This window comes from Stenotrophomonas sp. FSL W7-1447 (assembly GCF_037966425.1).
Lineage (GTDB): Bacteria > Pseudomonadota > Gammaproteobacteria > Xanthomonadales > Xanthomonadaceae > Stenotrophomonas > Stenotrophomonas pavanii.
The window spans coordinates 4196993-4223522 of the sequence record NZ_CP150199.1 but is presented as its reverse complement, the minus strand read 5'-3'; the positions used below and the strand labels follow the sequence as shown (position 1 = coordinate 4223522).

31 protein-coding genes are annotated in these 26530 nt (G+C 68.6%); 17 read left to right on the top strand and 14 right to left on the bottom strand.

The window, feature by feature from the left end; all coding sequences use genetic code 11:
* The 4 genes from ftsX to rpoH all read left to right on the top strand — a co-directional run bounded on the left by ftsX (position 1) and on the right by rpoH (position 3662).
* Complete coding sequence (gene ftsX, locus NSQ78_RS19615) at positions 1-948, top strand: permease-like cell division protein FtsX (protein WP_053461558.1); 948 nt, start codon at positions 1-3, stop codon at positions 946-948.
* A 7-nt stretch (positions 949-955) separates the two neighbouring features.
* Positions 956-1798, top strand: coding sequence for a response regulator (locus NSQ78_RS19610; protein WP_049424094.1), 843 nt, complete (start codon positions 956-958; stop codon positions 1796-1798).
* Positions 1795-2508, top strand: coding sequence for a uracil-DNA glycosylase (gene ung, locus NSQ78_RS19605; protein ID WP_049470865.1), 714 nt, complete (start codon positions 1795-1797; stop codon positions 2506-2508). The genes NSQ78_RS19610 and ung overlap by 4 nt, the downstream gene beginning before the upstream one ends.
* Positions 2509-2786: 278 nt before the next feature.
* Positions 2787-3662: an RNA polymerase sigma factor RpoH gene (gene rpoH / locus NSQ78_RS19600; protein WP_005411269.1), complete on the top strand. Its 876-nt coding sequence runs from the start codon at positions 2787-2789 to the stop codon at positions 3660-3662.
* Between the two features lie 134 nt (positions 3663-3796).
* On the opposite strand, the gene purD is transcribed toward rpoH, so the two are convergent.
* A complete protein-coding gene (purD, locus tag NSQ78_RS19595; protein WP_064239377.1) occupies positions 3797-5080 on the bottom strand; it encodes a phosphoribosylamine--glycine ligase in 1284 nt (427 codons plus the stop codon).
* A 61-nt stretch (positions 5081-5141) separates the two neighbouring features.
* Complete coding sequence (purH, locus tag NSQ78_RS19590) at positions 5142-6725, bottom strand: bifunctional phosphoribosylaminoimidazolecarboxamide formyltransferase/IMP cyclohydrolase (protein ID WP_057495068.1); 1584 nt, start codon at positions 6723-6725, stop codon at positions 5142-5144.
* Positions 6726-6934: 209 nt separating this feature from the next.
* Here purH and NSQ78_RS19585 point away from each other — a divergent pair, with 209 nt between their 5' ends.
* From NSQ78_RS19585 to NSQ78_RS19560, 6 genes are read left to right on the top strand one after another with little or no spacing between them, the layout of a single operon-like run.
* Positions 6935-7552, top strand: a complete 618-nt coding sequence (locus NSQ78_RS19585; RefSeq protein ID WP_057495067.1) for a CDP-alcohol phosphatidyltransferase family protein — start codon at positions 6935-6937, stop codon at positions 7550-7552.
* 34 nt (positions 7553-7586) lie between these two features.
* On the top strand, positions 7587-9338 hold the full coding sequence (locus NSQ78_RS19580) for a bifunctional alpha/beta hydrolase/class I SAM-dependent methyltransferase (protein WP_053461551.1): 1752 nt from the start codon (positions 7587-7589) through the stop codon (positions 9336-9338).
* 23 nt (positions 9339-9361) lie between these two features.
* A complete protein-coding gene (locus NSQ78_RS19575; RefSeq protein WP_188238315.1) occupies positions 9362-10666 on the top strand; it encodes a phosphatase PAP2/dual specificity phosphatase family protein in 1305 nt (434 codons plus the stop codon).
* Positions 10663-11100, top strand: a complete 438-nt coding sequence (locus tag NSQ78_RS19570; RefSeq protein ID WP_064239375.1) for a hypothetical protein — start codon at positions 10663-10665, stop codon at positions 11098-11100. The genes NSQ78_RS19575 and NSQ78_RS19570 overlap by 4 nt, the downstream gene beginning before the upstream one ends.
* 13 nt (positions 11101-11113) lie before the next feature.
* Positions 11114-11743 carry a lysophospholipid acyltransferase family protein gene (locus tag NSQ78_RS19565; RefSeq protein ID WP_064239374.1) on the top strand — a complete coding sequence of 210 codons (630 nt, stop codon included), beginning with the start codon at positions 11114-11116 and terminating at the stop codon, positions 11741-11743.
* A complete protein-coding gene (locus NSQ78_RS19560; RefSeq protein ID WP_053461548.1) occupies positions 11740-12735 on the top strand; it encodes a phosphatidate cytidylyltransferase in 996 nt (331 codons plus the stop codon). Before NSQ78_RS19565 ends, NSQ78_RS19560 begins: the two co-directional genes overlap by 4 nt.
* Before the next feature lie 182 nt (positions 12736-12917).
* On the opposite strand, the gene fis is transcribed toward NSQ78_RS19560, so the two are convergent.
* The 3 genes from fis to prmA form a co-directional block, all read right to left on the bottom strand.
* Positions 12918-13193, bottom strand: coding sequence for a DNA-binding transcriptional regulator Fis (gene fis, locus NSQ78_RS19555; protein WP_005419706.1), 276 nt, complete (start codon positions 13191-13193; stop codon positions 12918-12920).
* 115 nt (positions 13194-13308) lie between these two features.
* Positions 13309-14073 carry a DUF3426 domain-containing protein gene (locus NSQ78_RS19550; protein WP_064239373.1) on the bottom strand — a complete coding sequence of 255 codons (765 nt, stop codon included), beginning with the start codon at positions 14071-14073 and terminating at the stop codon, positions 13309-13311.
* A 42-nt stretch (positions 14074-14115) separates the two neighbouring features.
* Entirely contained in the window at positions 14116-15036 is a 921-nt protein-coding gene (gene prmA / locus NSQ78_RS19545; RefSeq protein ID WP_064239372.1) for a 50S ribosomal protein L11 methyltransferase, read from the bottom strand.
* Between the two features lie 163 nt (positions 15037-15199).
* Here prmA and NSQ78_RS19540 point away from each other — a divergent pair, with 163 nt between their 5' ends.
* Together NSQ78_RS19540 and NSQ78_RS19535 are read left to right on the top strand one after the other, a co-directional pair.
* Positions 15200-16165, top strand: coding sequence for a hypothetical protein (locus NSQ78_RS19540; protein ID WP_064239371.1), 966 nt, complete (start codon positions 15200-15202; stop codon positions 16163-16165).
* A complete protein-coding gene (locus NSQ78_RS19535) occupies positions 16162-16536 on the top strand; it encodes a hypothetical protein (RefSeq protein ID WP_032959077.1) in 375 nt (124 codons plus the stop codon). The genes NSQ78_RS19540 and NSQ78_RS19535 overlap by 4 nt, the downstream gene beginning before the upstream one ends.
* 115 nt (positions 16537-16651) lie before the next feature.
* Here NSQ78_RS19535 and accC read toward each other — a convergent pair whose 3' ends face one another.
* The 5 genes from accC to NSQ78_RS19510 all read right to left on the bottom strand — a co-directional run bounded on the left by accC (position 16652) and on the right by NSQ78_RS19510 (position 20123).
* The gene (gene accC, locus NSQ78_RS19530) at positions 16652-18019 is read right to left on the bottom strand and encodes an acetyl-CoA carboxylase biotin carboxylase subunit (protein WP_014648613.1); all 1368 of its coding nucleotides are present in this window, start codon (positions 18017-18019) and stop codon (positions 16652-16654) included.
* A gap of 10 nt (positions 18020-18029) precedes the next feature.
* Complete coding sequence (gene accB / locus NSQ78_RS19525; RefSeq protein ID WP_005419696.1) at positions 18030-18509, bottom strand: acetyl-CoA carboxylase biotin carboxyl carrier protein; 480 nt, start codon at positions 18507-18509, stop codon at positions 18030-18032.
* Between the two features lie 59 nt (positions 18510-18568).
* Complete coding sequence (aroQ, locus tag NSQ78_RS19520; protein WP_053461544.1) at positions 18569-19012, bottom strand: type II 3-dehydroquinate dehydratase; 444 nt, start codon at positions 19010-19012, stop codon at positions 18569-18571.
* 78 nt (positions 19013-19090) lie between these two features.
* Positions 19091-19330 (bottom strand): hypothetical protein, encoded by a 240-nt coding sequence (locus tag NSQ78_RS19515; RefSeq protein ID WP_149901755.1) that lies wholly within the window; start codon positions 19328-19330, stop codon positions 19091-19093.
* Between the two features lie 64 nt (positions 19331-19394).
* Positions 19395-20123, bottom strand: coding sequence for a DOPA 4,5-dioxygenase family protein (locus NSQ78_RS19510; RefSeq protein ID WP_064239370.1), 729 nt, complete (start codon positions 20121-20123; stop codon positions 19395-19397).
* Positions 20124-20287: 164 nt separating this feature from the next.
* On the opposite strand from NSQ78_RS19510, the gene NSQ78_RS19505 reads away from it, so the two are divergent.
* On the top strand, positions 20288-21115 hold the full coding sequence (locus NSQ78_RS19505) for an isocitrate lyase/phosphoenolpyruvate mutase family protein (protein WP_064239369.1): 828 nt from the start codon (positions 20288-20290) through the stop codon (positions 21113-21115).
* Positions 21116-21172: 57 nt separating this feature from the next.
* Here the strand turns inward: NSQ78_RS19505 and NSQ78_RS19500 are convergent, their stop codons facing one another.
* On the bottom strand, positions 21173-21706 hold the full coding sequence (locus NSQ78_RS19500) for a hypothetical protein (RefSeq protein ID WP_053461541.1): 534 nt from the start codon (positions 21704-21706) through the stop codon (positions 21173-21175).
* A gap of 124 nt (positions 21707-21830) precedes the next feature.
* Between NSQ78_RS19500 and NSQ78_RS19495 the strand changes: the two genes are divergently transcribed.
* Both NSQ78_RS19495 and NSQ78_RS19490 read left to right on the top strand, forming a co-directional pair.
* The gene (locus tag NSQ78_RS19495; RefSeq protein ID WP_057494889.1) at positions 21831-22427 is read left to right on the top strand and encodes an NAD(P)H-dependent oxidoreductase; all 597 of its coding nucleotides are present in this window, start codon (positions 21831-21833) and stop codon (positions 22425-22427) included.
* A 16-nt stretch (positions 22428-22443) separates the two neighbouring features.
* Positions 22444-23037: a TetR/AcrR family transcriptional regulator gene (locus NSQ78_RS19490; protein WP_049470907.1), complete on the top strand. Its 594-nt coding sequence runs from the start codon at positions 22444-22446 to the stop codon at positions 23035-23037.
* A 13-nt stretch (positions 23038-23050) separates the two neighbouring features.
* On the opposite strand, the gene NSQ78_RS19485 is transcribed toward NSQ78_RS19490, so the two are convergent.
* Entirely contained in the window at positions 23051-23833 is a 783-nt protein-coding gene (locus NSQ78_RS19485) for a D-alanyl-D-alanine carboxypeptidase family protein (RefSeq protein ID WP_057495257.1), read from the bottom strand.
* Positions 23834-24011: 178 nt separating this feature from the next.
* Here NSQ78_RS19485 and NSQ78_RS19480 point away from each other — a divergent pair, with 178 nt between their 5' ends.
* The gene (locus NSQ78_RS19480; protein ID WP_053461537.1) at positions 24012-24578 is read left to right on the top strand and encodes a GIY-YIG nuclease family protein; all 567 of its coding nucleotides are present in this window, start codon (positions 24012-24014) and stop codon (positions 24576-24578) included.
* A gap of 10 nt (positions 24579-24588) precedes the next feature.
* Here NSQ78_RS19480 and NSQ78_RS19475 read toward each other — a convergent pair whose 3' ends face one another.
* Entirely contained in the window at positions 24589-24732 is a 144-nt protein-coding gene (locus NSQ78_RS19475) for a hypothetical protein (RefSeq protein ID WP_176422033.1), read from the bottom strand.
* A 98-nt stretch (positions 24733-24830) separates the two neighbouring features.
* On the opposite strand from NSQ78_RS19475, the gene NSQ78_RS19470 reads away from it, so the two are divergent.
* Positions 24831-25730 carry a LysR substrate-binding domain-containing protein gene (locus NSQ78_RS19470; RefSeq protein WP_049470912.1) on the top strand — a complete coding sequence of 300 codons (900 nt, stop codon included), beginning with the start codon at positions 24831-24833 and terminating at the stop codon, positions 25728-25730.
* Between the two features lie 25 nt (positions 25731-25755).
* On the opposite strand, the gene NSQ78_RS19465 is transcribed toward NSQ78_RS19470, so the two are convergent.
* Entirely contained in the window at positions 25756-26472 is a 717-nt protein-coding gene (locus NSQ78_RS19465) for a transporter substrate-binding domain-containing protein (protein ID WP_064239700.1), read from the bottom strand.
* Positions 26473-26530 lie beyond the last annotated feature (58 nt).

Here is a 26530-nt window from a genome sequence, read left to right as displayed (position 1 = left end):
ATGGCGAAGAACGAAAACAGCGAAGCCGCCGCCCCCTCGCGCGTGGGCGTCTGGTTCCAGCACCACGTGCACAGCGTGGTGTTCAGCCTGGGCCGCGCCTGCCGCAAGCCGTGGGCGACCCTGCTCACGGTGATGGTCATGGCGCTGGCGCTGGCCCTGCCGCTGGGCCTGTCGATCGCGCTGGACAACCTCAAGCAGTTCGCCGGCAGCGTGCAGCAGTCGCGCGACATCAATGTATTCCTGAAGGGCGACGTCGATGGACCCGGCGCGCTGCGCCTGGCCGGCCAGCTGCGCGACCGCGACGACGTGGCCGAAGTGAACGTGCGCACGCCCGAGCAGGGCCTGCAGGAACTGCGCGATGCCGGCCTCGGTGAGGCGATCGACGCACTCAACGACAATCCGCTGCCCTCGCTGCTGGTGATCACCCCGGGCCAGGGCAAGGACGACGCACGCCTGGCGCGCGCGCTGGAAAGCCTGCCCGAGGCCGACCTGGTGCAGCACGATGCGCTGTGGCGCCAGCGCCTGGATGCCTGGCTGGCGTTCGGCGCGCGGCTGGTGCAGGTGCTGTCGGTGCTGCTCGGCGTGGGTGCCGCGCTGGTGGTCGGCAACACGGTGCGCCTGGACATCCAGGCCCGTCGCGAGGAGATCGGCGTGCTGCAGCTGCTGGGCGCCAGCGATGGCTTCATCCGTCGTCCCTTCCTGTACCTGGGCGCGTGGTACGGGCTGGGCGCCGGCGCGGTCGCGCTGGGCCTGATCGGGGCGGCCGGTGCCGCGCTGCGCGTGCCGCTGGCCGAACTCTCGCGCAGCTATGGCAGCCCGTTCGTGCTGCACGGCCTGGACCTGCTGCACGGTGGCCTGGTCCTGCTCGGCACGCTGCTGCTGGGCTGGCTGGGCGCCTGGCTGGTCACCGGCCACTTCCTCCGCCAGACCCGCCCGACCGACACCTGAGACCGGCATGCAACCGCAAGCGCTGAAGCACCTTGAAGGGCCCGCGACGCGGGTGATGGTGGTCGATGGTTCGAAGCTGGTCCGCAAGCTGATCGCCGACGTCCTGCAGCGCGACCTGCCGGGCGTGGAGGTGATCGGCTGCGACAGCATCGAAGACGCGCAGCAGGCGCTCGCGCAGGGCCCGGTGGACCTGGTGACGACCTCGCTGACCCTGCGTGATGGCGACGGCCTGGCGCTGGCGCGGATGGTGCGCGAAGCGGCCGGCCAGGCCTACGTGCCGGTGATCGTGGTCTCCGGCGACGCCCAGCAGCACCTGGAGCAGCGCCGTTTCACCGAGTACGTCACCGACTACTTCGACAAAGCGCTCGGCCATGAAGCGCTGGCGACCTTCATCCGGGGCTATGTACAGCCGCAGACCATTCCCGGCGCGACCATCCTCTACATCGAGGACAGCCGCGTGGTGGCCGAGGCGACCAAGCGCATGCTGGAACGCCAGCAGTTGAACGTGCTGCACGTGGTCAGCGCCGAGGAGGCATTCACCCTGCTCACTGCCGAGTCGCTGGGCCGCAGCCGCCACCGCATCGACCTGGTGCTGACCGACGTCACCCTGAAGGGCGAGCTGAGCGGCCGCGACGTGGTGCAGCGCGTGCGGGTGGACTTCGGCTACGGCAAGCGCCGCCTGCCCGTGCTGGTGATGACCGGCGACGGCAACCCCCACAACCAGACCGGGCTGCTGCAGTCCGGTGCCAACGACCTGGTGCTGAAGCCGATCGAAGAGCGGCTGCTGGTCACCAAGGTGCTGTTCCAGCTGCGCCTGGCCCGATTGAATGATGGACCCTTGTTGCGATGATCGATGAAGTAACCGACACCCCGACGATCCAGCTGGAACCGAGCTGGAAGCAGCACGTCGGCGAGTACCTGTTGCAGCCGCAGATGCGCGAGCTGTCGGCCTTCCTGCGCCAGCGCAAGGCCAGCGGCGCGGCGGTGTTCCCGCCCGGGCCGCAGATCTTCGCAGCGTTCGACGCCACGCCGTTCGAGCAGGTGAAGGTGGTGATCCTCGGCCAGGACCCGTACCACGGGCGCGGCCAGGCCCATGGCCTGAGTTTCTCGGTACCGCCCGGCGTGCCGGTGCCGCCATCGCTGCTGAACATCTACAAGGAGATCGAGACCGATCTCGGTATCCCGCGCCCGGACCACGGCTGCCTGATCCCGTGGGCGCAGCGCGGCGTGCTGCTGCTCAATGCCGTGCTGACGGTGGAAGAGGGCAAGGCCGGCGCGCACCAGGGCCGCGGCTGGGAAGGCTTCACCGATCACGTGGTGGATGTGCTCAACCGCGAGCGCGAAGGACTGGTGTTCATGCTCTGGGGTGCCTATGCGCAGCAGAAGGGCAAGGTGATCGACACCCGCCGCCATCGCGTGCTGAAGTCGCCGCATCCGTCGCCGCTGTCGGCCCATCGGGGCTTCCTCGGCTGTCGTCATTTCTCGATGGCCAACGAGTACCTGCAGCGCCACGGCCAGGCCCCGATCGACTGGTCGCTGCCGCCGCGCTCGGCACTCTGAGCGTTGGCGGGCCGCTGGGCCTGAACACCGGGCAACGTCCCCGGGCCTGAATGGGCCTTCAGAACGGCCCGTTCAGCTCCGCTTGACTGGAATCGGCCGCTTTACGGCGGGTAATTGCTTGAATTCCAAGGGATTGTGAATCCCGAAAAGCGTGCTCGCCACTGTCATCAAATCGCGCTACGGTAGGGCTCTGTTTGGGACCAGTGTTGCATCAATAGGATGCTGGAACTTTTTCCTCCTTTAGCAGTCCAAATCCCGGACTGCTAAGATGGGTGCCTATGAGCCAGAACACCTCTACTGCCCTTGTGGCAAACAATCTCCCGATTCCCAGTGCGCTCGGTTCGCTGGACGCCTACATCGGTGCCGTGCACCAGATCCCGGTGCTGTCGGTCGATGACGAACAGGACCTGGCCCGTCGCTTCCGCGATGGCAACGATCTGGACGCCGCCCGCGAGCTGGTGCATTCGCACCTGCGCTTCGTGGTGCACGTGGCCCGCGGCTACAACGGCTACGGCCTCGCCCTTGGCGACCTGATCCAGGAAGGCAACATCGGCCTGATGAAGGCGGTCAAGCGCTTCGACCCGGACATGGGCGTGCGCCTGGTTTCCTTCGCGGTGCACTGGATCCGTGCCGAGATGCACGAGTTCATCCTGAAGAACTGGCGCATCGTGAAGGTCGCCACCACCAAGGCGCAGCGCAAGCTGTTCTTCAACCTGCGCAAGTCGAAGACGCGCCTGGGCTGGATGAACGCAGCGGAAGTGAGCGCGGTGGCCAAGGACCTGAACGTGTCCGAGCGCGAGGTCATGGAAATGGAGTCGCGCCTGTCCGGCCGCGATATCGGTTTCGATGCGCCGACCGACGAGGACAACGAACACGCACCGCCGTCGCCGGCTGCGTTCCTGGTCGCCGATGACGAAGACCCGTCGATGGCCTACGAGCGCGAGGACAGCGAAGACAACCAGATGCAGCTGCTGCGCGAAGGCCTGGCGGAACTGGATGCACGTTCGCGTGACATCATCCGCCGCCGCTGGCTGGATGCCGACAGCAAGGTGACGCTGCAGGAGCTGGCCGACGAGTACGGCGTGTCGGCCGAGCGCATCCGCCAGGTTGAAGCGAACGCGCTGAAGAAGATGAAGGCGCTGTTCACCGCGTAAGGCGGGGAGGCGTTGAAGCAATGAAAAGGCCCGGCATTGCCGGGCCTTTTCTTTTCGGTGGCGTTCTCATCCATGCATGCCGTGGATCTACCAATGTCAGTAGAGCCACGCCCTGCGTGGCTGCGGCGCGGTCGTCACTCTTCGCGTGCGATCGCGCGCCAGCCAATGTCGTTGCGGTGGAACTCGTTGGCCCAGCTCACCTTGGCCACGCCGGCATAGGCATTGGCCTGCGCGTCGCGCACGCTGTCGCCCAGTGCGGCCACGCACAGCACGCGGCCGCCGGCACTGACCACCTGGCCCTGCGCATCCAATGCCGTACCGGCATGGAACACCTTGGCACTGGCCGGCACGTCGTCCAGGCCGGAAATCACCTCACCGGTGATCGGCGCTTCGGGGTACGGCCTGGCCGCCAGCACCACGCCCAGCGACGGGCGCGCATCCCACTGCGCTTCGACCTGGTCCAGCCGGCCATCGATGGCGGCTTCCACCAGTGCGACCAGGTCCGACTGCAGGCGCAGCATCACCGGCTGGGTTTCCGGGTCGCCGAAGCGCACGTTGAATTCGATCACCTTCGGTGCGCCGCTGGCGTCGATCATCAGGCCGGCATAGAGGAAGCCGGTGAAGGGAATCCCGTCGGCGATCATGCCCTGCACGGTGGGATTCACCACCTCGCGCATCACGCGTGCATGCACCTCCGGCGTCACCACCGGGGCTGGCGAGTAGGCGCCCATGCCGCCGGTATTCGGGCCGGTGTCGCCGTCGCCGACGCGCTTGTGGTCCTGCGAGGTGGCCATCGGCAATGCATGCACGCCGTCCACCATCGAAATGAAGCTGGCTTCCTCGCCGTCGAGGAATTCCTCGATGACCACGCGGGCGCCGGCATCGCCGAACGCGTTGCCGGAGAGCATGTCACGCACTGCATCTTCGGCTTCGGTCAGGCTCATCGCGACGATCACGCCCTTGCCAGCGGCCAGGCCATCGGCCTTGACCACGATCGGTGCGCCCTTCTCGCGTACATACGTCAGCGCGGCGTCCACGTCGGTGTGCACGGCATAGAACGCGGTGGGGATGTTGTGGCGTGCCAGGAAGTCCTTGGCGTAGGCCTTGCTGCCTTCCAGCTGCGCGGCGGCGGCGGTCGGCCCGAAGATGCGCAGGCCGGCGGCGCGGAAGCGGTCGACCACGCCGGCCACCAGCGGTACTTCAGGGCCGACCACAGTCAGTGCCACGCCTTCAGCCTGGGCCAGCGCCAGCAGGCCGTCGATATCGGTGACCTTGACCGCCACGTTGCGGCACTTGCCTTCGCTGGCGGTGCCGGCATTGCCGGGCGCCACGATCACTTCAGTGACACGGGAGGACTGGGCCAGCTTCCATGCCAGGGCGTGTTCGCGGCCGCCAGAGCCGATGACGAGGATCTTCATGGGACAGGGTTCTCGGGTACGGAAGAGAAAAGCCGGGCAGAGCCCGGCTTCGTGATGCGGATCAGTGGCGGAAGTGGCGCACGCCGGTGAACACCATGGCCAGGCCATGTTCGTCGGCGGCGGCGATCACTTCGGCATCGCGCATCGAACCGCCCGGCTGGATGACCGCCTTGATGCCGGCGGCAGCGGCGGCATCGATGCCGTCGCGGAACGGGAAGAACGCATCGGAAGCCATCACCGAGCCCTCGACCACCAGGTTCGCATCGGCGGCCTTGATGCCGGCGATGCGGGCCGAGTACACGCGGCTCATCTGGCCGGCGCCGACACCGATGGTGCGGTTGTCCTTGGCATAGACGATCGCGTTGGACTTGACGAACTTGGCCACCTTCCAGGCGAACAGCAGGTCGGTGAACTGCCTGTCGGTCGGCGCCAGCTTGCTGACCACCTTCAGTTCGTCGCGGGTCATGCCGCGGTTGTCCGACGACTGCAGCAGCAGGCCCGAGCCGACGCGCTTGCTGTCGAAGTTGTTCAGGCCGTCGCCGTGCGGGATGCGCAGCACGCGCACGTTGGCCTTCTTCTGCGCGTATTCCAGCGCGGCCGGCTCGTAGTCCGGGGCGATCAGCACTTCGACGAACTGGCGGTCGAGGATCACCTTGGCGGTGGCCGCGTCCAGCGGCTTGTTGAAGGCGATGATGCCGCCGAACGCGCTGGTCGGGTCGGTCGCGTAGGCCAGCTCGTAGGCATCGCCGTTGCCGGCACCGACGGCCACGCCGCACGGGTTGGCGTGCTTGACGATGACGCAGGCCGGCGCATCGAACTGGCGCACGCATTCCCACGCCGCATCGGCATCGGCCAGGTTGTTGTAGCTCAGCTCCTTGCCCTGCAGCTGCTGGAAGGTGGCCAGCGTGCCCGGCACCGGGTACAGGTCGCGGTAGAACGCGCCGCTCTGGTGCGGGTTCTCGCCGTAGCGCAGGTCCATCACCTTCACGAAGGTGGAATTCATCTGCGCCGGGTACTCGGCACGGGCCGGCACGGCCGCGTCGGTGGCGGTGACTGCCGACAGGTAGTTGCTGATCGCGGCATCGTACTGGGCGACGCGGTTGAACGCGGCCACCGAGAATGCGAAGCGGGTGGCGGCCGTCAGCTGGCCGTTGTTGGCCTCCAGCGAGGCCAGCAGCTCGGCGTACTGCGACGGGTCGGTGGCCACTGCCACGCGGGCGAAGTTCTTGGCCGCCGAGCGCAGCATCGCCGGGCCGCCGATGTCGATGTTCTCGACTGCGTCGGCCAGGGTGCAGTCGGCCTTGGCGGTGACCGATTCGAACGGGTACAGGTTCAGCACCAGCAGGTCGATGGCGCCGATGCCGTGTTCGGCCATCACCGCGTCATCCAGGCCCGAACGGCCCAGCAGGCCGCCGTGCACCATCGGGTGCAGGGTCTTGACCCGGCCGTCCATCATTTCCGGGAAGCCGGTGACTTCGGCCACGTCCTTCACGGCCAGGCCCGCATCGCGGATCGCCTTGGCGGTGCCGCCGGTGGACAGCAGCTCCACGCCGCGTGCGGCCAGCGCGGTGGCCAGCTCGACCAGACCGGTCTTGTCGGAAACGGAGAGGAGGGCCCGGCGGACGGGCAACAGATCAGCAGTCATGGGACAGAATCGGCAGCGGAGCGGGGCCGATATTGTAGGCGGTGGGGGCCGGTGGCGGGCGCTGATGGGGAAAATCGACCTGCACCGATGGCCCTCTGGCCGCTTCAGCACCGCATGGCCGGGGGGCGGTCCGCAAGCAATTCGATGGGGCGCGCTGCCCCAATCGGGTAGGCTGTGCCGGAACTGCCAAGGATCAGCGGGTTCGGATCGTGTCGATCTATGCATTGAAAGGACGTTTTCAGGACCTGTTGCGTCCGGCCGTACGCGGCCTGTACCGCATGGGGATCACCGCCAACGCGGTGACCGTGGCCGCCGCCGTGGTCTCGCTGCTGGTGGCCGCCGCCGTATGGTGCTGCGCGCCGGCCCAGCCCCTGCTGTACCTGCTGCTGCCGCTGTGGATGCTGCTGCGCATGGCGCTCAACGCCGTGGACGGCATGCTGGCCCGCGAGTTCGGCCAGCAGTCGCGGCTGGGCGCCTATCTGAACGAGCTGTGCGATGTGATTGCCGACGCGGCGCTGTACCTGAGCCTGCTCAGCGTGCCGGGCGTGCGCACCGAGGCGCTGTGGCTGCTGGCCTGGGCGGCGGCGCTGAGCGAGTACGCCGGTGTGCTGGGGCTGATGGTCGGTGCCAGCCGTCGCTATGACGGCCCGATGGGCAAGAGCGACCGCGCCTTCGTGATCGGTGTGCTGGGCCTGCTGCTGGCGTTCGAGTGGGTTGGCGCGACGACGGTCACCGGCGTGGCCGCGGCCCTGGCGGTGCTGTGCGTGCTGACGATGATCAACCGCGTCCGTCGCGGACTGCGGGAAGCGGCGGTTTCGCCGAATTAATCAAGCAGATACAAAAAGACAATCAGGAGATTGCATGCGTCAGGCGCAGGAACGGGAATTCCACAGCTTCGACCAGGTACCGCTGTTCTACCGGTACTGGGCGGGCTCCACCGCAACGCCGGCCACCCGGGCCATCGTGCTGCTGCACCGCGGCCATGAGCACTCCGGGCGGGTCACCCACCTGGTCGATGAGCTGGACCTGCCCGACACCGCCTTCTTCGCCTGGGATGCACGCGGCAATGGCCGCTCGCCGGGCGCGCGTGGCGATGCACCGGGCTTCCCGGCGCTGGTGCGCGACCTGGACAGCTTCATCGCGCACATCGGCGCCGAGCACGGTATCGCGGTGGAAGACATCGTGGTGATCGCGCAGAGCGTGGGCGCGGTGGTCGCCGCGACCTGGGTGCACGACTACGCCCCACGCCTGCGCGCGCTGGTGATGGCCTCGCCGGCGTTCAAGGTGAAGCTGTACGTACCGTTCGCGCGCCCGGGCCTGGCCTTGATGCAGAAGCTGCGCGGCAACTTCTTCGTCAACAGCTACGTCAAGCCGCAGTGGCTGACCCATGATCCGGCGCGGGTGGAAAGCTATCGCACCGACCCGCTGATCACCCGGCCGATCTCGGTGCGCGTGCTGCTGGGCCTGTACGAAGCGGCTGACCGCATCGTCGCCGATGCGCAGGCCATCAGCGTGCCGGTGCAGCTGCTGGTGTCCGGTTCCGACTTCGTGGTGCATCGCGGCCCGCAGGACCGCTTCTACGAGCGCCTGTCCAGCCCGATCAAGGAGCGCGTGCACCTGCCGGGCTTCTTCCACGACACGCTGGGTGAACGCGATCGCGCACCGGCACTGGCGCGCATCCGCAGCTTCATCCAGGCGCGTTTCGCCGAACCGTTGCGCGAGCTGTCACGGCGCGATGCGCACCGCCACGGGCCGACCTTCGAAGAGTCCGAGATCCTGGCCTGGCCGCCGGAGCGCAACAGCCTGGCCGACCTGCGCTGGCGCGTAGTGCGCGGTGGCCTGCGCTTCGGTGGCCGGTTGTCCGAAGGCATCGCGCTGGGCCTGCAGACCGGTTTCGATTCGGGCAGCACGCTGGATTACATCTACCGCGACGAAGCACGCGGCAAGGGCCCGTTGGGGCGGATGATCGACCGCAACTACCTGGACGCGATCGGCTGGCGGGGCATTCGCGTGCGTGGCCAGCACCTGCAGGAACTGCTGCGCGACGCTGCACAGCGCCTGCGCGGGCAAGGCACGCCGGTGCGCGTGCTGGACGTCGCCGCCGGCCATGGCCGCTATGTGCTCGAAGCGCTGGGCCAGGGCGAGCAGCGCGCCGACCGCATCGTGCTGCGCGACTTCAGCGATCTGAACGTGGCCCAGGGCCAGGCGTTGATCGAGCGCCTGGGCGCGGCTGATATCGCACGCTTCGAGCAGGGCGATGCGTTCGATCCGGCACAGCTGGCGAGGGTCGATCCGGCGCCGACGCTGGCGGTGGTCTCGGGCCTGTACGAACTGTTCCCCGACAACGACGCTGTGCTGCGCTCGCTGATGGGCATCGCCGCGACCGTTCCGGTGGGCGGCTACCTGGCCTATACCGGCCAGCCCTGGCACCCGCAGCTGGAATTCATCGCCCGTGCGTTGACCAGCCACCGCGGTGGCGCGGCCTGGGTGATGCGCCGCCGTACCCAGCAGGAGATGGACGAGCTGGTGCGCCTGGCCGGGTTCGAGAAGGTGGCGCAGCGTATCGACGACTTCGGCATCTTCACCGTGTCGCTGGCGCGCCGGACCGCGTGATGGCGACGCTCGCCGCATCCCCACTGGCCGCAGAGGGGCGCCCCTGGCGACGCGCCCTGTTGTGGCTGGCGCTGCTGGGTCCGTTCTTCTTCGCCAGCTATGGCTTCGCCAACTGGATGGCCGGCCGCCACGCCACGCTGCCGGTCATGGCGTTCGCCTGGGAAACCCACATTCCGTTCGTACCGTGGACGATCGTGCCGTACTGGTCGATCGACCTGTTCTACGCGATCTCGTTCTTCCTGTGCCGGCAGCGCCTGGAGCTGGACCGGCACGCGTTGCGGCTGTTCAGTGCGCAGCTGATCGCCGTGAGCTGCTTCCTGCTGTGGCCGCTGCGCTTCAGCTTCGAACGACCGGAGATCGGCGGTATGTTCGGCTGGCTGTTCGATGTGCTGCTGGGCTTCGACAAGCCGTTCAACCAGGCACCGTCGCTGCACATCGTGCTGTTGATCGTGCTGTGGGTGAAGTTCGCGCAGTACCTGCACGGCGTGTGGCGCTGGGTTCTGCACGTGTGGGCGCTGCTGATCGGCGTTTCGGTGCTGACCACGTTCCAGCATCATTTCATCGATATCCCGACCGGCCTGCTGGCCGGCTGGCTGTGCGTGTGGCTGTGGCCGGAGCAGGGCACGCCACCGTTGCGCGCCTGGCGCACCGTGCGGGATGGCAGACGCTGGCGATGGGCGGTGCTGTACCTGCTGGGCGCCGCCGTGCTGCTGGTGCCTGTGGTCCTGCTGCGCGGCATGGCGTTGTGGCTGCTGTGGCCGGTGGTGTCGCTGCTGCTGGTGGCGCTGGCCTATGCCGGGCTCGGTACGGCGGTGTTCCAGAAGCGCGCCGATGGCCGCCTGAGCATGGCGGCACGCTGGCTGCTGGCGCCGTACCTGGGCGCGGCCTGGATCAATTCGCGGCTGTGGACGCGGCGTGCGCCGCAGCCGGTGCCGGTGACGGACGGCGTGTGGCTGGGGCGCATTCCCTGCGCGGCGTTGCCAGCACCGCTGATGGGCGTGGTCGATGCCTGTGCCGAGCTGTCCTGCCGCGCGCCGGGCGCGGCGTATGCCAGCGTGCCGATGCTGGACCTGGTGGTGCCCACGCCGCACCAGTTGCGCGAGGCGGCCGAGGCCATTGAGCGACTGCGGGTACAGGGGCCGCTGCTGGTGTGCTGCGCATTGGGTTACTCACGCAGTGCCGCCGGAGTTGCCGCCTGGCTGCTCCGCAGTGGGCGTGCCGCCGATGCCGAAGGGGCGGTGGCGATCGTGCGCGCTGCACGCCCCGGCATCGTGCTGGGCCCGGCACATCTGCGCGCCATTGCTGCTGCGGCGGGGGCCGGCGCATGAGCCCGGTGCCCGATCTGGCGACCATGCAGTTGTTGCTGCGCCAGGGACGGTGGCCGGCATCGCTGTCGCTGGGGCTGCTGCTGGCAGCGTTGCTGCTGCTGGGCGTCGAACCCGGGCTGGCGATGATCGCCGCCGGCCTGTTGCTGCTCAGCATTGCCGCGGGCATCGCACAGGCTTACCACGCATGGCGGGTCGGGCTGGACGCCGGCCTGCTACAACTGCTGCGCGATGAAGGCCTGGACGGCGAAGCCGCTGCGCGCCGTACCGACCAGCTGCTGCACGACAGTGGCCTGCGCCGCGCACCGCCCGACGCGCCGCTGCGCGGGTGGGACCTGCGCTGGGCCGGCATGCGCCGCCTGCTGTTGCGGCAGTACCTGCTGACGGCCGTGCAGTTTGCACTGCTGCTAATTGCCGTGTTGTGGCCGCAGACGTGAACCGGAGGGGCCGATGTTCGCCGAACTGATTGCACGCGCCTGCAGTGGCGCGATCCATGTAGTGACCGGGGCACGCGCCCTGTGGATCGGCTGTGCGCCGTCCAGCGAGCGCCGCGTGTACTACGGCAACCACGCCAGCCATGGTGATTTCGTGCTGATCTGGTCGTCGATGCCACCGGCGTTGCGGCGCCAGGTGCGCCCGGTGGCTGCTGCCGAGTACTGGCAGCGCGACGGCCTGCGCCGCTACCTGATCGATGCGGTGTTCCACGGCGTGCTGGTCGAGCGCGAGGCCGGCCATCGCCAGCAGGATCCGCTCCAGGCGCTGCGTGACGCGGTGGACGAAGACTGCTCGCTGATCTTGTTTCCGGAAGGCACCCGCAACGTGGGCGATGAGCCGCTGCTGCCGTTCAAGAGCGGCATCTACCACCTGGCGCGGCAACGGCCGGAGCTGGAGTTCGTGCCGGTGTGGATCGACAACCTGAAGCGGGTGATGCCCAAGGGCCGGTTCCTGCCGCTGCCGCTGCTGTGCACGGCCACCTTCGGCACGCCGCTGCGGCTGCAGGCCGACGAGGACAAGGCCGCATTCCTGGCCCGCAGCAGGCAGGCGCTGCTGGACCTGGCGCCGAATGGAGGTCGTGCATGAGTTTCGTGCTGGATGTATCTGGCGATCTGGCAACGCAGAGTGTCGGCCAGCAGACCGGCCTGCTGTTTGCCGGCGTAGGTGCGGTGCTGGTGCTGGCCACGCTGGTCGCCGAAACCCTGCGCTGGCGCCAGCGTGGGCGGCCCAGTGCAGTGATCGCCAACCTGGTCTCGCGCATCCGTGCCTGGTGGGTGATGGCGCTCGTGGTCGGGTTGGCGCTGTTCTTCGGTCGTGCCGGGGTGATCGTACTGTTCGCGGTCATTTCGCTGTTCGCGCTGCGCGAATTCATCACCCTGGCGCCGACGCGCTCGGGTGACTACTACGCGCTGCTGGCCGCGTTCTACATCGTGCTGCCGTGGCAGTACTACCTGGTGTGGATCGACTGGTATGGCATGTACACGCTGCTGATTCCGGTCTATGCGTTCCTGTTCCTGCCGATCCTGTCGACCATCGGCGGCGATACCACGCACTATCTGGAGCGCACGGCGAAGGTGCAGTGGGGGCTGATGATCTGCGTGTTCTGCATCTCGCATGTGCCGCTGCTGCTGAACCTGCACGTGCCCGGCCATGACCCGTCGCGCAACGTGCTGCTGTTCGCCTTCCTGGTGATCGTGGTGCAGTCTTCGGACGTGCTGCAGTACATCTGGGGCAAGCTGCTGGGCCGGCACCTGATCGCACCGAAGCTGTCGCCGTCGAAGACGGTGGAAGGCTTCGTGGGCGGCGTGCTGAGCGCCAGCGCGCTGGGCGCGGCGTTGTGGTGGATCACCCCGTTCACCCCGCTGCAGGCGTTCGGCCTGTCGCTGCTGATCAACCTGATGGGGTTCTGGGGCGGCCTGGTGATGTCGGCGATCAAGCGCGATCGCGGCATCAAGGACTGGGGGCACATGATCGAGGGCCATGGCGGCATGCTCGACCGGCTGGATTCGGTGTGCTTCGCCGCGCCGGTGTTCTTCCACGTGGTGCGGTATTACTGGAAGGCGGGCGGCGGCGGCTGACGTCGCCGGGCTTCATCCACGCATGGCGTGGATCTACTGGACGGGCCGGGGATCCGCCGGGGATGCATCCACGCATGGCGTGGATGCACCGGTAGTGCCGGCCGCTGGCCGGCAACAGCAACATCAACCTGCCATCGTTCATTGGGTTGCCGACCAGCGGCCGGCACGGCCCACCCGCGCGCTTACGCGCTGATGCCGTATTCCTTCAGCTTCTTGCGCAGGGTCGCGCGGTGGATGCCCAGCATCGCTGCGGCGCGGCTCTGGTTGCCTTCGCAGTGGTTGAGCACTTCCACGAACAGCGGGATTTCCATCTCGCGCAGCACGATCTCGTAGACATCGTCCGCGTCGCAGCCATCGAGGTCACGCAGGTAGCGGCGTACGGACTGGGCGACGTGTTCACGCAGCGGTGGCCGGGGAGCGCCACGACTGTTGTCAGGACGAGAGAGGACAGCGTTCAAGGGGGTTCCCGATCTGGTTGGCCCGTGCGCGCGGAGCGCGCGGCCGGACGAGGTGGTGGCGGCCAGTCTAGCGCGAGCGTGCCCGACCTGCCACGGCTGGTCGCCTCTACCTTGGTCAGAGGAAGTCGAAGGTGAATGCGACGGTGGACGCGGCGGGCTCCTGCACGCGGAACGCGATGCGCGCGCTCTGGCCCGGTTCCAGCACGGTCGTGCCCGGGCTTTCGCCGAGGTACTGCGCGGGCGTGAACACGCCGCTGCCGATCACCCGGCCATCGGCATCGGACAGTGACAGGCGCAGGTCCGGCCAGGCCTGTGCCCAGCGCGCATCGTTGCGGATGCTGGCCTGCACCTGCAGCACACCGGCCTGCCCGGGCAGGGGGCGGATCTCGCGGCTGGTCATGGTGAACGCGGTCGGCTCGTGCCACACCGGCAGGCTGCAGCGCAGCACGCCGCACAGTGCGCCGAGCCAGGCGCGGTTGCCGGCGTCGGCGGCCAGCCGGTCACGATCGGCCAGCACGCTCTGCAGGATCAGCAGCAGTGCCAGCGCGGCGACCAGCCCCCAGTGCCAGCGCGGCACCGGGAGTACGCGGGGGCGTGACGTGCCCAGGAAGCTTGGCGCATCGCTGGCCACCGCCTGCGGCACCGGGGCCGCCACCACGGGTTCGACCACGACCGCCTCGTCGGCGATGACGGCGTCGTCGAACGGTTGTGTCTCTGCCCTGGGCGGCACGGGCGCATCGACCGGGTCGCGGGGCGGCGCCGCAACGTCATGCATTGCCGGTTCGGGCGTGCGCGCGTCGGTCTCAGGTGCGGCCTCGCCTTCCGGCGCGGGGCGCAGGAAGGTGGCCAGGGGACGGCGCGGCGGGGTCGGCTCGGACATGCTCAGGGTGCGGGCTCGGATCCAGCGGTCATTCAATCATGATCAGGCCCGGCGCACGCCGGTGATACGCATCCAGTCGCCATCCTGGGTGGCCTGCAGGTCGTCGAACCATGTGGCATAGCGCTGCAGCAGTTCGCCTTCCTGGCTCTGCAGGATGCCCGACAGGGCGATGCGGCCCCCGACGGCAACGCGCGCGGCCAGCAGCTCGGCCAGCGCGTCCAGTGCCGAGGCGAGGATGTTGGCAACCACGATGGGGTAGGTGGCGACCGGTTCGTCCTGCGGCAGGTACACGTGCATGCGGGCCTGCTCGCCGTTGCGCTCGGCATTGTCGGCGGTGGCGACCAGCGCCTGCGGGTCGTTGTCCACGCCGATCGCTTCGGCGGCACCCAGCTTCAACGCGGCCAGCGCGAGGATGCCCGAGCCACAGCCGAAGTCGAGCACGCGCTGTCCCTGCAGCAGGCCATCGACGGCCAGCTGGTCCAGCCAGCGCAGGCACAGGGCGGTGGTCGGATGGGTGCCCGAGCCGAAGGCCAGGCCCGGGTCCAGCCGCACCACGGCAGCATCGGCGGCCTGCGCGGCGTCCGGCAGTTCATGGTTCCACGGCACGATCCAGGTCCGGCTGCCGAAATCCATCGGCTGGAACTGGTCAAGCCAGGCCCGTTCCCAGTCCTCATCCTCGACGGCACGGAAGCTGCCGTTGCTCCAGTCCAGTTCCGGATCGAACGATTCCAGGGCGGCCAGCAGCAACAGCGCATTGCTGTCGGCGGGGAACAGTGCGCTCAGCACCAGGGTGTCCCACAGCGGCGTTTCACCCACGCCGGGTTCGAGGATGGCCTGTTCGTTACTGGTGTCGGCTTCGGCATCGAGCAGGGTCACGGCCAGGGCGCCGACGTCCTCCAGCGCATTCTCATAGCGGGGCTGGGTGGCTTCGGTGCAGCGCAGGGTCAGTTCCAGGAACGGCATGGCGGTGGGGACAGTCGCGGGAAAGGGGGCCATGCTAGACCATCGGGGCGTCTCCGTATTGCCTGAGATGCCGCCTCGATATGAACGGGGGCAGTTCAGACAGCCCTGCCGGGCCTTGCTAAACTCGGCGCTTTGCTGCGTGCCGTGAACGCTCACCTCGCCGATGGCCCTGGCTCCGACCCTGAAAACCTGGTTGCTCGTGCTGCCGGCGGTGGCCGTGCTGGGCGTGGCCGGGTACCGGGCCAGCGGCCATGCGGCGGCGGTGGCATCGCCATCGCCGGAGCTGCCGACCGCAGTGGCCAGTGCTGACAGCGCCGCATCGCTGCCGGTGGTCCCCGAGGCGCTGGCGCGGCGGCTGGCGGCCTTCGAGCGCGGCAACATGCTGCCGTCGGGCCTGCCGCTGGACCTTCGCGCCGACATCGAAGACGCCAGCGACCTGTATGCCTACGCGCAGCGCCTGCGCGTGCAGGCCGACACCGGCAACCACGAAGCGCGCTGGATGCTCAGCCGCGTCTATGACTATTGCGCCCAGTACGCGCTCGACCCGGGCGGTTACCGCCTGGACAACAACGTGCTGAGCGGGCTGGGGCTGACGGCGGCGCCGGCGATGATCGAGGCGCGCGAGCGCGTGGCGCAGCGGTGCGGCGGTTTCGTCCCGGGCGACAAGCTGGGCGCGGCACTGGTGCTGGCCGAGCGCCGCAAGGCGGCCGCGCAGGGCAACCTGGCCGCGGAAGCGTCGCTGTTCGCCGAGGGCGAGCCGTTGCACGACAGCGCCGAGTACCGCCGTGACCTGGTCGAGCGCGTGCGCACCTCGCGCGATCCGGAGGCCTACATGGCCATCGCGCCGGCCATGGGCGTACGTGCGGCGGGTGACCGCGCGCTGGATGGCCTGGTGGCGGGCGAGCAGCTCAGCGAGCTTGCATGGCGGCTTGCGGCCTGCGAACTCGGTCTGCCGTGTGGGGCCGACAGCGTGCTGGTCAACAGTTTTTGCGCGAACGGAGGGATCTGTTCGCAGGATGGGGCGCAGGATTTCCGGGATTTCGTGTATGACGCTGCGGTATCGCGGCAAGGTGCTGGGAAAATGAAGGAATGGATCAAGCGACTGGTTGGAAAGAGGGACGGGCGATGAATTACCGTCGATTCCTGCATGGGGCCAAGTTCTGGTTCTGGGTGGCGCTGTTCGTGGCGTACTCGGCCGGTGCGGTCGGCCTGCTGATGATCGATACCTACGAGGATCGCTACCGGCACCTGTCGAAGGTGGAGCTGACCACGGTGAAGGCGCAGGAAGACGTGCGCCGCGCCGGCGCCAGCCAGGTGGCTGCGGTCTATCGCGCGCAGAGCGGCATGCCGTTCGCTTCATTGCCGGCCGGCAGCACCTTCCAGGTGGTGTGGCCGGATGGTTCCACCGAAACCATGGTGATCGTCGATCCGACCTCGCCCAATGGCGTGCGGCCGCTGGCCCATTCGCAGATTCCGGCCGACGTGGCCGACAAGCGCTGACGCGCCCGCTGCAGGGCCCAGCCCCTGCCCGGCCGTGCTTTGCGGCATCGGCTCCACAGCAACAGAAAAGGGCGGGGATATCCCCGCCCTTTCCGTGTCCAGTCCCTGCTGCCGATCAGGTCAGTGCGATCGGCTTGTTCTTGCGCTCGGCCAGGCGCTTTTCCAGGTAGTGGATGTTCTGGCCACCGGCCTGGAAGCCCTTGTCGCGCATGATCCGCTGCTGCAGCGCGATGTTGGTCTTGATGCCGTCGACCACCATCTCGCTCAGTGCCACCCGCATGCGGGCGATGGCGGTTTCGCGGTCCGGGCCGTGCACGATCAGCTTGCCGATCATCGAGTCGTAGTTCGACGGCACGCGGTAGCCACTGTAGATGTGGGTGTCCACGCGCACGCCGGGGCCGCCCGGCGGATGGAAGCCGGTGATGGTGCCCGGGCTCGGTACGAAGGTTTCAGCATCTTCGGCGTTGATGCGGCACTCGATGGCATGGCCGGTCAGCACCACGTCGCTCTGCTTGATCGACAGCTTCTGGCCGGCGGCGATCTTCAGCTGCTCGGCCACCAGGTCGATGCCGGTGACCATTTCGGTGACCGGATGTTCCACCTGGATGCGGGTGTTCATCTCGATGAAGTAGAAGCGGCCGTCCTCGTACAGGAACTCGAACGTGCCCGCGCCGCGGTAGCCGATGCGGATGCAGGCTTCCACGCAGACCTTGCCGATCTGCTCGCGCTGCTCGGCGGTGATGCCCGGCGCCGGTGCCTCTTCCACCACCTTCTGGTGGCGGCGCTGCATCGAGCAGTCGCGCTCACCGAGGTGGATGGCATTGCCCTGTCCGTCGGCCAGCACCTGGATTTCCACGTGGCGCGGATTCTCCAGGAACTTCTCCATGTAGACCTCGCCATTGCCGAACGCGGCCTTGGCCTCGCTCTTGGTGGTTTCGATCGAGGTCTTCAGCGAGGCTTCGGCGTGCACCACGCGCATGCCGCGACCACCGCCACCGCCGGCCGCCTTGATGATGACCGGGTAACCGATCTCGCGGGCGATCTTGGTGTTGGCGACGATGTCCTCGCCGAGCGGGCCGCCCGAGCCGGGCACGCACGGTACGCCCGCGGCCTTCATCGCGCGGATGGCTTCGACCTTGTCACCCATCATGCGGATGGTGTCGGCCTTGGGGCCGATGAAGATGAAGCCGGATTCTTCCACGCGTTCGGCGAAGTCGGCGTTCTCCGACAGGAAGCCGTAGCCCGGGTGGATGGCCTGGGCATCGGTGACTTCCGCTGCCGCGATCAGGGCCGGGATGTTGAGGTAGCTCTGCGGCGACGGCGCCGGGCCGATGCAGACCGACTCGTCGGCCATGGCCACGTGCTTGAGGTTGCGGTCGACCGTGGAGTGCACGGCCACCGTGCGGATGCCGAGGGTATGGCACGCGCGCAGGATGCGCAGCGCGATCTCCCCTCGGTTGGCGATGACGACTTTGTCGAGCATGGCGCGCCCCTCAGCCGATCACGAACAGCGGCTGGTCGAATTCCACCGGCTGGCCGTTCTCGCCGAGGATGGCAACGATGGTGCCGGACGTGTCGGCTTCGATCGGGTTGAACATCTTCATCGCTTCGATGATGGCCAGGGTTTCGCCTTCCTTGACCTGCTGGCCCACGGTGACGAAGGCCGGCTTGTCCGGGGCGGACGAGGCGTAGAAGGTGCCGACCATCGGCGAGCGCAGCACGTGGCCTTCCGGCAGTGCCGGGCCCGGCTTGGCGCTGCCGCCGGTGGAGGCTTCGGTCGGCGACTGCATCGGCATCGCCTGCGGCGCCGGGGCGGCCGGAGCGGCATACACCGGCGCGGCGACCGGGGCGGCATAGCCGGCCACCGGGGCGCGCGACAGGCGCACCGACTCTTCGCCTTCCTTGATTTCGATTTCAGCCAGGTTCGACTCTTCCAGCAGGTCGATCAGCTTCTTGATTTTGCGCAGATCCATGAGGGCCTCTTTGGTTTCTATCTAGGTGAGGAGAGCGCCGAGGGCGCCCGGGTCGACAATCAGGTGGCGGATACGCGCAGCAACGCCGCGTCCATCGCGTAGCGGTAGCTGTCGGCACCGAAGCCGCATACCACGCCCACCGCCTTGTCACTGAAGTAGCTGTGCTGGCGGAACGGTTCGCGGGCATGCGGGTTGGACAGGTGGATCTCGATGAACGGCACCGCCACCGCCGCCAGCGCATCGCGCAGGGCCACCGAGGTGTGGGTGAAGGCGGCGGGGTTGATCAGGATGAACGCGGTTCCGTCGTTGCGCGCGGCCTGCACGCGGTCCACCAGGACATGCTCGGCGTTGGACTGCAGGCTTTCCACCGCGTGCCCGGCGGAGGCAGCCTGGGTCGCCAGGGCCTGGTCGATGTCGGCCAGCGTGGTGTGGCCGTAGACCTCCGGCTCGCGGGTACCGAGCAGGTTGAGGTTGGGGCCGTGCAGGACCAGCAGCTTCGCCATGGGATCCGGTAGACGGGAAAGGGCGGCAGTCTGGCGGAACCGGCGGATGCTGTCCAGTTCGGCGAAGTTTGCAGCGTTTCAATCGATCGTTTGAAATTCGCCGAAGGGCTTGCGGCCGTATGCCGAGCGCCGGATCAAGGCGCGCTGAACGCCGGGCAGGTGGCGGATGCATGCACGTAGGCCGACGATGGCGGCAGGCGGGGAGAAGACTGATGTCGCCATGGGCCGCGATGCGGTAGATCCACGCCATGCGTGGATGAGACCACCGATCAGTAGATCCACGCCATGCGTGGATGAAGGAAGTTCGGTGCGCAGCACGCTACGCACCCACCGAGGGGCAGCCCAAGGTCCGGTGCGCACCCGCCACGGTGCATCTGCGCGCTCACGTCTCCAGCGGCACGGTCGGCACCACGTTCGGGAAGACTTCCTCCAGCGGCTCGCGTTCGCCGGGTCTGGGTACCGGCCAGTTGTAGGCATTCACCGGCTGCGCGCGGTTCACCCACAACGCGTAGTACAGATGATCGGCGCGGCCATCGCCGGTGTTGGGGTGGATCAGGATGGTCAGGCCCAGGCTGTTGAGCTGCAGCCACGGCACCAGCACCGGCAGCAGGTCGTTGGTGAAGCCGAAATAGAACGACGGGGTGACGTGCGGGCCGCGCGGCTCCAGGTTCCAGTTGCCCAGTTCCACCGGGAAGCGTTCGGCGGCCCAGCGCCGCAGCAGTGCGGCCTTCTCGAAGCTGTCTTCGTCGAAGTAGATATGCGCGTGGTAGCTCTTGATGTCGGTGTAGGCGCGCGGGGCCGTGGGCAGCGTGGCCTCGCCAGGGCGCACGCTGGGCGGGCGCGGGGTCGGTTCGCTGGCCGTGGCCAGCCCCCAGGGACTGCGGCCCTTCGCCGGCGGCGGGACGATGGCGCGGAATCCGGGGCGCCCCGGTTCGGTGGTGTTCGCGGCGCTGTCACTGCGCGGGGCCGCGCTGGCGGCCGACGCGCTGGCCAGGCCGCCAGCGGCCAGCCCGGCCGACGCGATCAGGCGACGGCGCGCGGGCGAAAGCAGGTCGGCCCAGCGGGCGTCATCGTCGCTGGCGTCGATCAGGGGCTGCGGGTCCGGGTGCATCGGGGCTCCGTGGGGCACTGTAGGGCAGGCAAGCACGCTCGGGCAGTGCACCCGGCGGCGTCCAATAAGCAGGCGGCATCACCTCATGCAGCTTGGCCCACGCCGTGATTGAGTGCCGCCGCGGGGCGGGCTAGGGTGCAGGACTGCCTGCCCAGGAGCCCGCCATGACCCCGCTCGATGCCGACACCCAGCGCAAGCGCGCAAGTTTCCGCCAGCTGCATGCGCGCGGTTGTTTCGTGCTGCCCAATCCGTGGGACGTGGGCAGCGCCCGCTACCTGCAGCGGCAAGGCTTCCAGGCGCTGGCGACCACCAGCGCCGGCTGTGCCTGGAGCGAAGGGCGGCCGGATGGCGCGGTTTCGCTGCAGGCCACGCTGGCCCATCTGCGCCTGATGGCGGCGGCGACGTCGCTGCCGTTGAATGCCGACTTCGGCGATGGTTTCGGCGCAACGCCGCAGGCAGTGGAAGAGGCGGTGGCGGCGGCCATCGACACCGGTATCGCGGCGCTGTCGATCGAGGATGCCAGCGGCGTGGCCGATGCACCGCTGCGTCCGATCGACCAGGCAGTGGAGCGACTGCGCGCCGCCCGTGCGGCCATCGACCGTGCCGGGGCCGACGTGCTGCTGGTCGGGCGCGCCGAGAATTTCTTCGTTGGCGTGCCCGACCTGGAGGACACCCTGCGGCGCCTGCGCGCCTATGCCGAGGCCGGCGCCGATGTGCTGTACGCCCCGGGTATCAGCACGCGCGAGCAGATCCGTGCCGTGGTCGCCGCTGCGGGCTCGACGCCGGTGAACCTGCTGGTGGGGGGACCGACACCGCTGCGCCTGCAGGAGATGGCCGACCTCGGCGTGCGCCGGATCAGCCTGGGCGGTGCGCTGGCGCGCGCGGCATGGGGTGGGCTGATGCAGGCCGTCGAGCCGATCATGCAGGACGGCCGCTTCGATGGCCTGCAGCAGGCGGCTTCGGGCGCGGCGTTGAACACGCTGTTCCGCTGACGCAGGCCCAGGCCTGCAATGGAGCCACCCCGTGCGTGAAGGGACGCGCGCCTGCGGCTACAGCGCTTCCATCCCACCGCTGGGCAGCGGCACGCCCGGCTCCAGCGCCGGCAGCAGCTGCCGCAGCAGTGCCGGGTTGTCCAGCATCGCCGCGCCGTCCAGGTAGCGCCATTGCGTTGTACCGGTGCGGCGCACGGCGACCAGGAACGAGGTGCTGCGCATCGGTGCTTCGCGGACGCGCAGCAGTGACTGGCGCGGCACGAAGCAGACTTCTTCGTCGCCGGCCGCGTAGGTGCGGCCCGGTACGCCGGCTTCATCGCTGATGACGCTGACCCCGGCCCTGCGCAGCGCCTTGACCGTGTCGCGGGCCATCTGTGCATAGGCCTCGTCGCCTCCGGCCAGCTGCTTCAGGCTCGGATGGGTGCGCGCGATGATGAGGTCGGTGTCGCCGCGCGCGAATGCCGCCATCATCGCCTGCGCATCCTGGCGCAGGGCGGCCGATTCGGCCGGGCCCAGTTCACCGGCCAGGGCCGGCCATGCGGGCACGGCCCACAGCAGGGCCAGCAACAGCGCAGACAGGCGTGCGTGCATCCTCCAACCTCCTTCGGGCAACCGACGCACTATACGGCGGACACGAAAACAGCATCCCACGCATGACGCTGGTATCCCGCGATCCTCTACCTACTATTGGTAGGTATTGATTGCGGAGCACCTCATGCACAGCCTGATTGTCATTGCCCACCCGGAACCCGGTTCACTCACCCACGCGATCGCGCATCGCATCGGCGACGCCATCTGCGGCGCCGACAGCCGTAACACCGTGGCCTACGCCGACCTGATCGCCGAAGGCTTCGATCCGCGCTTCAACCGCCACGACCAGGCATTGTTCCGCGGCACCGGCGCGGTGCCTGCCGATGTCGCGGCCGAGCACGCTCGGCTGGATGCCAGTGATGCGCTGGTGCTGGTCTATCCGCTGTACTGGTGGTCGTTGCCGGCAGTGCTGAAGGGATGGATCGACCGCGTCTTCACCCAGGGCTGGGCCTACCAGGATGGCGCCGACGGCAAAGTGCAGAAGAAGCTGCAGCGGCTGCGCGTGCACCTGGTGGCCCTCGGCGGCGCCGGCGCGGAGATGGTCGAACGCCGTGGCTACGCTGCGGCGATGAAGACCCAGATCGACAGGGGCATCTTCGATTACTGCGGTGCGCCGGTGCTGTCGTCCGATCTGCTGCTGGACGCCGATACCGGTGCGGCTGACGCGCATCTGCAGACCGCGTTGGCGATCGGCCGTAAAATCGGCGCTCCGACGCACTGATCGCCATGTTCCGCCGATGCCCGCCCACGCCGCCCCCACGCGCCGCCGATTGACCCGCGAGCAACGCGCCCGCCAGTTGCTGGACGTGGCCTGGGCGCTGATCGGCGAAGAAGGCACCGACGCATTGACGCTGGGGCGGCTGGCTGAGGCGGCCGGTGTGACCAAGCCGGTGGCCTACGATCACTTCGTGACCCGCAACGGACTGCTGGCGGCGCTCTACGATGACTATGACGGGCGGCAGACCGTGGTCTTCCACGAGCGTATCGGCCGTGCCAGGGCACAACTGGCCGATCGTGCGGCGGCCATCGCCTCCGGCTACATCGACTGCGTCCTCAGCCAGGGCAGTGAAGTGCAGGGCATCCTCGCTGCGCTGGTGGGCGCGCCGGAACTCCATGAGGTACGTCGGCGCTACCAGCAGGACTTCATCGACAACTGCCAGGTCTGGCTGGGGCCGTTCGCCGCCGACGGCACCGTGCCGCTGGCGGGGCGCTGGGCCATCCTCGGCGCCGCCGAGACCCTGTCGGAGGGCGTGATGGCAGGCGCGCTGGACAAGGCCAACGCCGAAGCCGAGCTGCAGCGGCTGATCGTGGCCACGGTCAAGCGGCGCTGAGGCGCACCGCCGCTCAGGCGGTGGCCAGTGCAGCGAATCCTGCGGCCAGGCGGTCGCGCACCAGCGCGTCGCGCGCGTCGCGGCTTCCGGAGCCCAGCACCACGGTGACCAGGCGCACTGGCTGCTCCCGCCCAGGTACTGGCCGGCAGGCGGTCGCCGCCAGGCAGAAGCCTGCGGCCCGGGTATAGCCGGTCTTCAGTCCATCCACGCCGTCCTCGCCAAGCAGGGCGTTCTGGTTGCTGCGGTTGACGCTGCGATGCGCGAACGCGCGCTGCGCGGTGATCGCCAGTATCTGCGGATGATCGTTCAGCAGGCAGGCGGCCAGCACCGCCATGTCGCGCGCGCTGGAGGCGTGATGCGGCGTGGTGATGCCAGAGACGCTGGCGAACCAGGTGCTGCGCAGGCCGAGCTGGTGCGCGTGGTGGTTCATGCGCTGCAGGAATGCGGCCTGCGATCCGTCCAGGTGGCGCGCGATCGCCAGCGCGGCATCATTGCCGGAGACGACCATCAGCCCTTCCAGCAGGCGCGCCAGCGTGATCGTTTCGCCTGGGACCAGGCCCATGCGTGTTTCATCATCGGCTACGGCATGCACATCCTCGGCGGCGATGGTGACGGCGTCGTCCCAGCAGCGTCCGCGCCCTTCAACGCACGCATAGGTGGCGTAGGCCGTCATCAGCTTGGTCAGCGATGCCGGCTGGCGCGCGGTGTCGGCATGGTGCTGGTGGATCACCGCCAAGGAGCCGGCTTCGAGCGTGATCGATGAGACCGGCAGGTGTGCAGGCGCAGGAGACGGCATGGCAATGGCCGATGACAGGGGCGATCGGCAAGGATAGTCCGCTGCGGCTGCATGAAGCTGCACCATCGAAGCGCGGCCTGCGGCCGTTGCGGACCTGACGGCCGCGGTGCAGGAAGGCCTGCCGCGCCCACGGTAACGCCCGGTTGCGTCCGGGCTGCAGCACAGGCAGCCTGCGCACATGCACGCGGATATCCGTACCGATGGCCGGGTCTTTGCCTATGTCTTCCCCTGCGCATGGGAGGACTACGCGAAGATCGGCTTCTCCCGTGATCCGCTGGGGCGCATCACTGCACTGCACCGGCGCTGGTTCGAGTTCTTCGATCTCGATGCGGGCCTGTTGGTGGAGGCCGAGAACGAGCGCGAGGCCCGCGATCTGGAGCTCCGGTTGCGCACGCCGCTGAAGGCACACCGCGCGCCGGCGCCGATGACGGTGCACGACAAGGCCGGCGGGCACACAGAGTGGGTGCGCGGTGCCAACCAGGCACTGTTGATCGCCGTCGAGGCGTTGAACGACCAGGGCTACCGCTGCTACCCGCTGCGGGCATGGTTGCGGGCCGCATGGGAACTGCGCCTGGACCGGCTGCACGACTGGGCGGCGGTGCAGCTGCCGGAAGACGAAGGCCTGCGCATGCCCGGTGGGCCGGGCGAGCGCGCCCTGCGCGACACGCTGGACGGAGTGCGGGCGCTGGACATCGATCCGATGCCGTGGCTGCCCGAACACGTTCAGCGCTGGTATGCCCGCTGAGCGAACGGCCTCAGCGGGAGCGCGGGCGTGGCGCCGGCACGGACGGCTGCGGTGCATGCCGCGGCGGGGCCGGAGACGGGCTGGCCAGCTGCCGCGCCAGTTCAGCGTTGGTCACATGGCCGTGCAGGAACAACAGGCTGCCGAAGATGTTCATGAGCGTGCCTCCACTTGAGTGGACTGCACGATACGGGCAGCATGGGGGCCGAAAAAGCGACATTTCCGCAAGCTAGCCTTGAGAGAAATTCAAGCCGGATGTCCCGTCCCCCGCTTCACGCCCTGCAGGGCTTCGTGGCCGCCGCACGGTTGGGCAACCTGTCGCGCGCGGCGGCGGCGATGAACCTGACCGTCAGCGCCCTCAGCCACCAGATGCGCCAGCTGGAAGAGCGCCTGGGGCACCCGCTGCTGGTCCGCCAGCCGCGTGGCGTCACCCTCACCCTGGAGGGCCAGCGCCTGCTGGAACAGGTGGGCCCGCATCTGGATGCGATCAACGAAGCCTTCCAGCCCTATGCCGCGCGCGCCGAACACGTGCTGACGATCAGTGCGGTGCCCTCGATGGCCTCGGCGTGGCTGGTGCCGCGCCTGGGACACTTCGTGGCAGCACACCCCCAGATCGAGATCAATCTGCAGTCCAGTGAACGCCTGGTCGATTTCGAGCGGCAGCGCCAGTTCGACGCGGCCCTGCGGCTGGGCAGCGGGCAATGGCCGGGCCTGGTGGTGGAACCGCTGTTCGATGAGTGGCTGCTGCCGATGGCCAGCCCGGCGCTGATCGAACGCATGGGAGGGACCGACCGGGTGCCGCTGAACCAATGGCCGCTGCTGGGCGATCCCGATGGTGCGTGGGGCGCATGGTTTGCACTGAGCGGTCAGCGCCCTCCGTCGCGCTTCGTGGCGGTGCTGGATGATTCGGAGGCGCACCATCGCGCGGCACTGGACGGGGTGGGCGTGGCGCTGGGGCGGGTGACGCGCGCGCGCCTGCTGCTGGACTCCGGCCAACTGGTGGCACTGTCCAGCCAGCGCCTGAAAACGGCTTGGCCCCATTGGCTGGTCTATCCGCAGCGGTCTGCCCGTCATCGCGGCTTCCTTGCCTTCCGCGACTGGCTGCACGCACAGGCCGACGAGCACGTGCGGCACATGGAAAACGCGCGCTTGTAACGTCGAGCATGGCTCGACGCTACCGTCATCGGACCAGCGTCACCGCTTGCCCGGCACGGCCGAACGCGGCTTCCAGCAACGGGCCGGCCTTGATCGCCTCCACCTCGTCGAACAGGGCCTGCAACGCTTCGGCCGGGCGCGAAGCCGGCGCCGCCACGGCCTGCTGGATCGCGGTGAAGCGGTCGGCCAGGACGCGATGGCCCGGGTGTGCCTGCGCCCAGGCGGCAAGCGGCTGGCGCACGCCGGCGGCGGCATCCAGGCGCTGCTGCGCGAACAGGCGGATCGCCGCTGCCGACGTCTCGGCCCGCTCGATCGTGGCGTGGCGCAGTTCGCGGCTGAGGAACAGGTCGTAGGCCGCCCCGCGCCCGACCGCGATGCGCAGGCCCTCGTGGTCAAGGTCGTCAACCTGCCGTGCAGGGCTGTCCTCGCGCACCAGGTAGGTACCTTCGATCTCGACGTAGGGCGCGCTGAAGGCAATGCGGTCGGCGCGCGCCGGATCGATGGCCAGGAAGGCCAGGTCCCAGCCATCCTCGTTGGCTGCAGCGACCACCGAGGCTGCGGCGTCGTGACAGCGGAAACGTGCCTGCACGCCGATGCGTTGCGCCAGTGCGGTGGCCAGTTCCAGTGACGGCCCGCGGGGTGAACGCGCATCGCCCTGCGCCAGGACTGGATTGCCCAGGTTGATGGCCACGCGCAGAAAGCCCAGCGGTGCCAGCGCACTTCGGTGTTCGGCCAGGGACATGCAGGACTCCGCGGGGAAGGGGCCGTCCAGCATGCCAGTGCTGCCCTGCAAGGGAGTG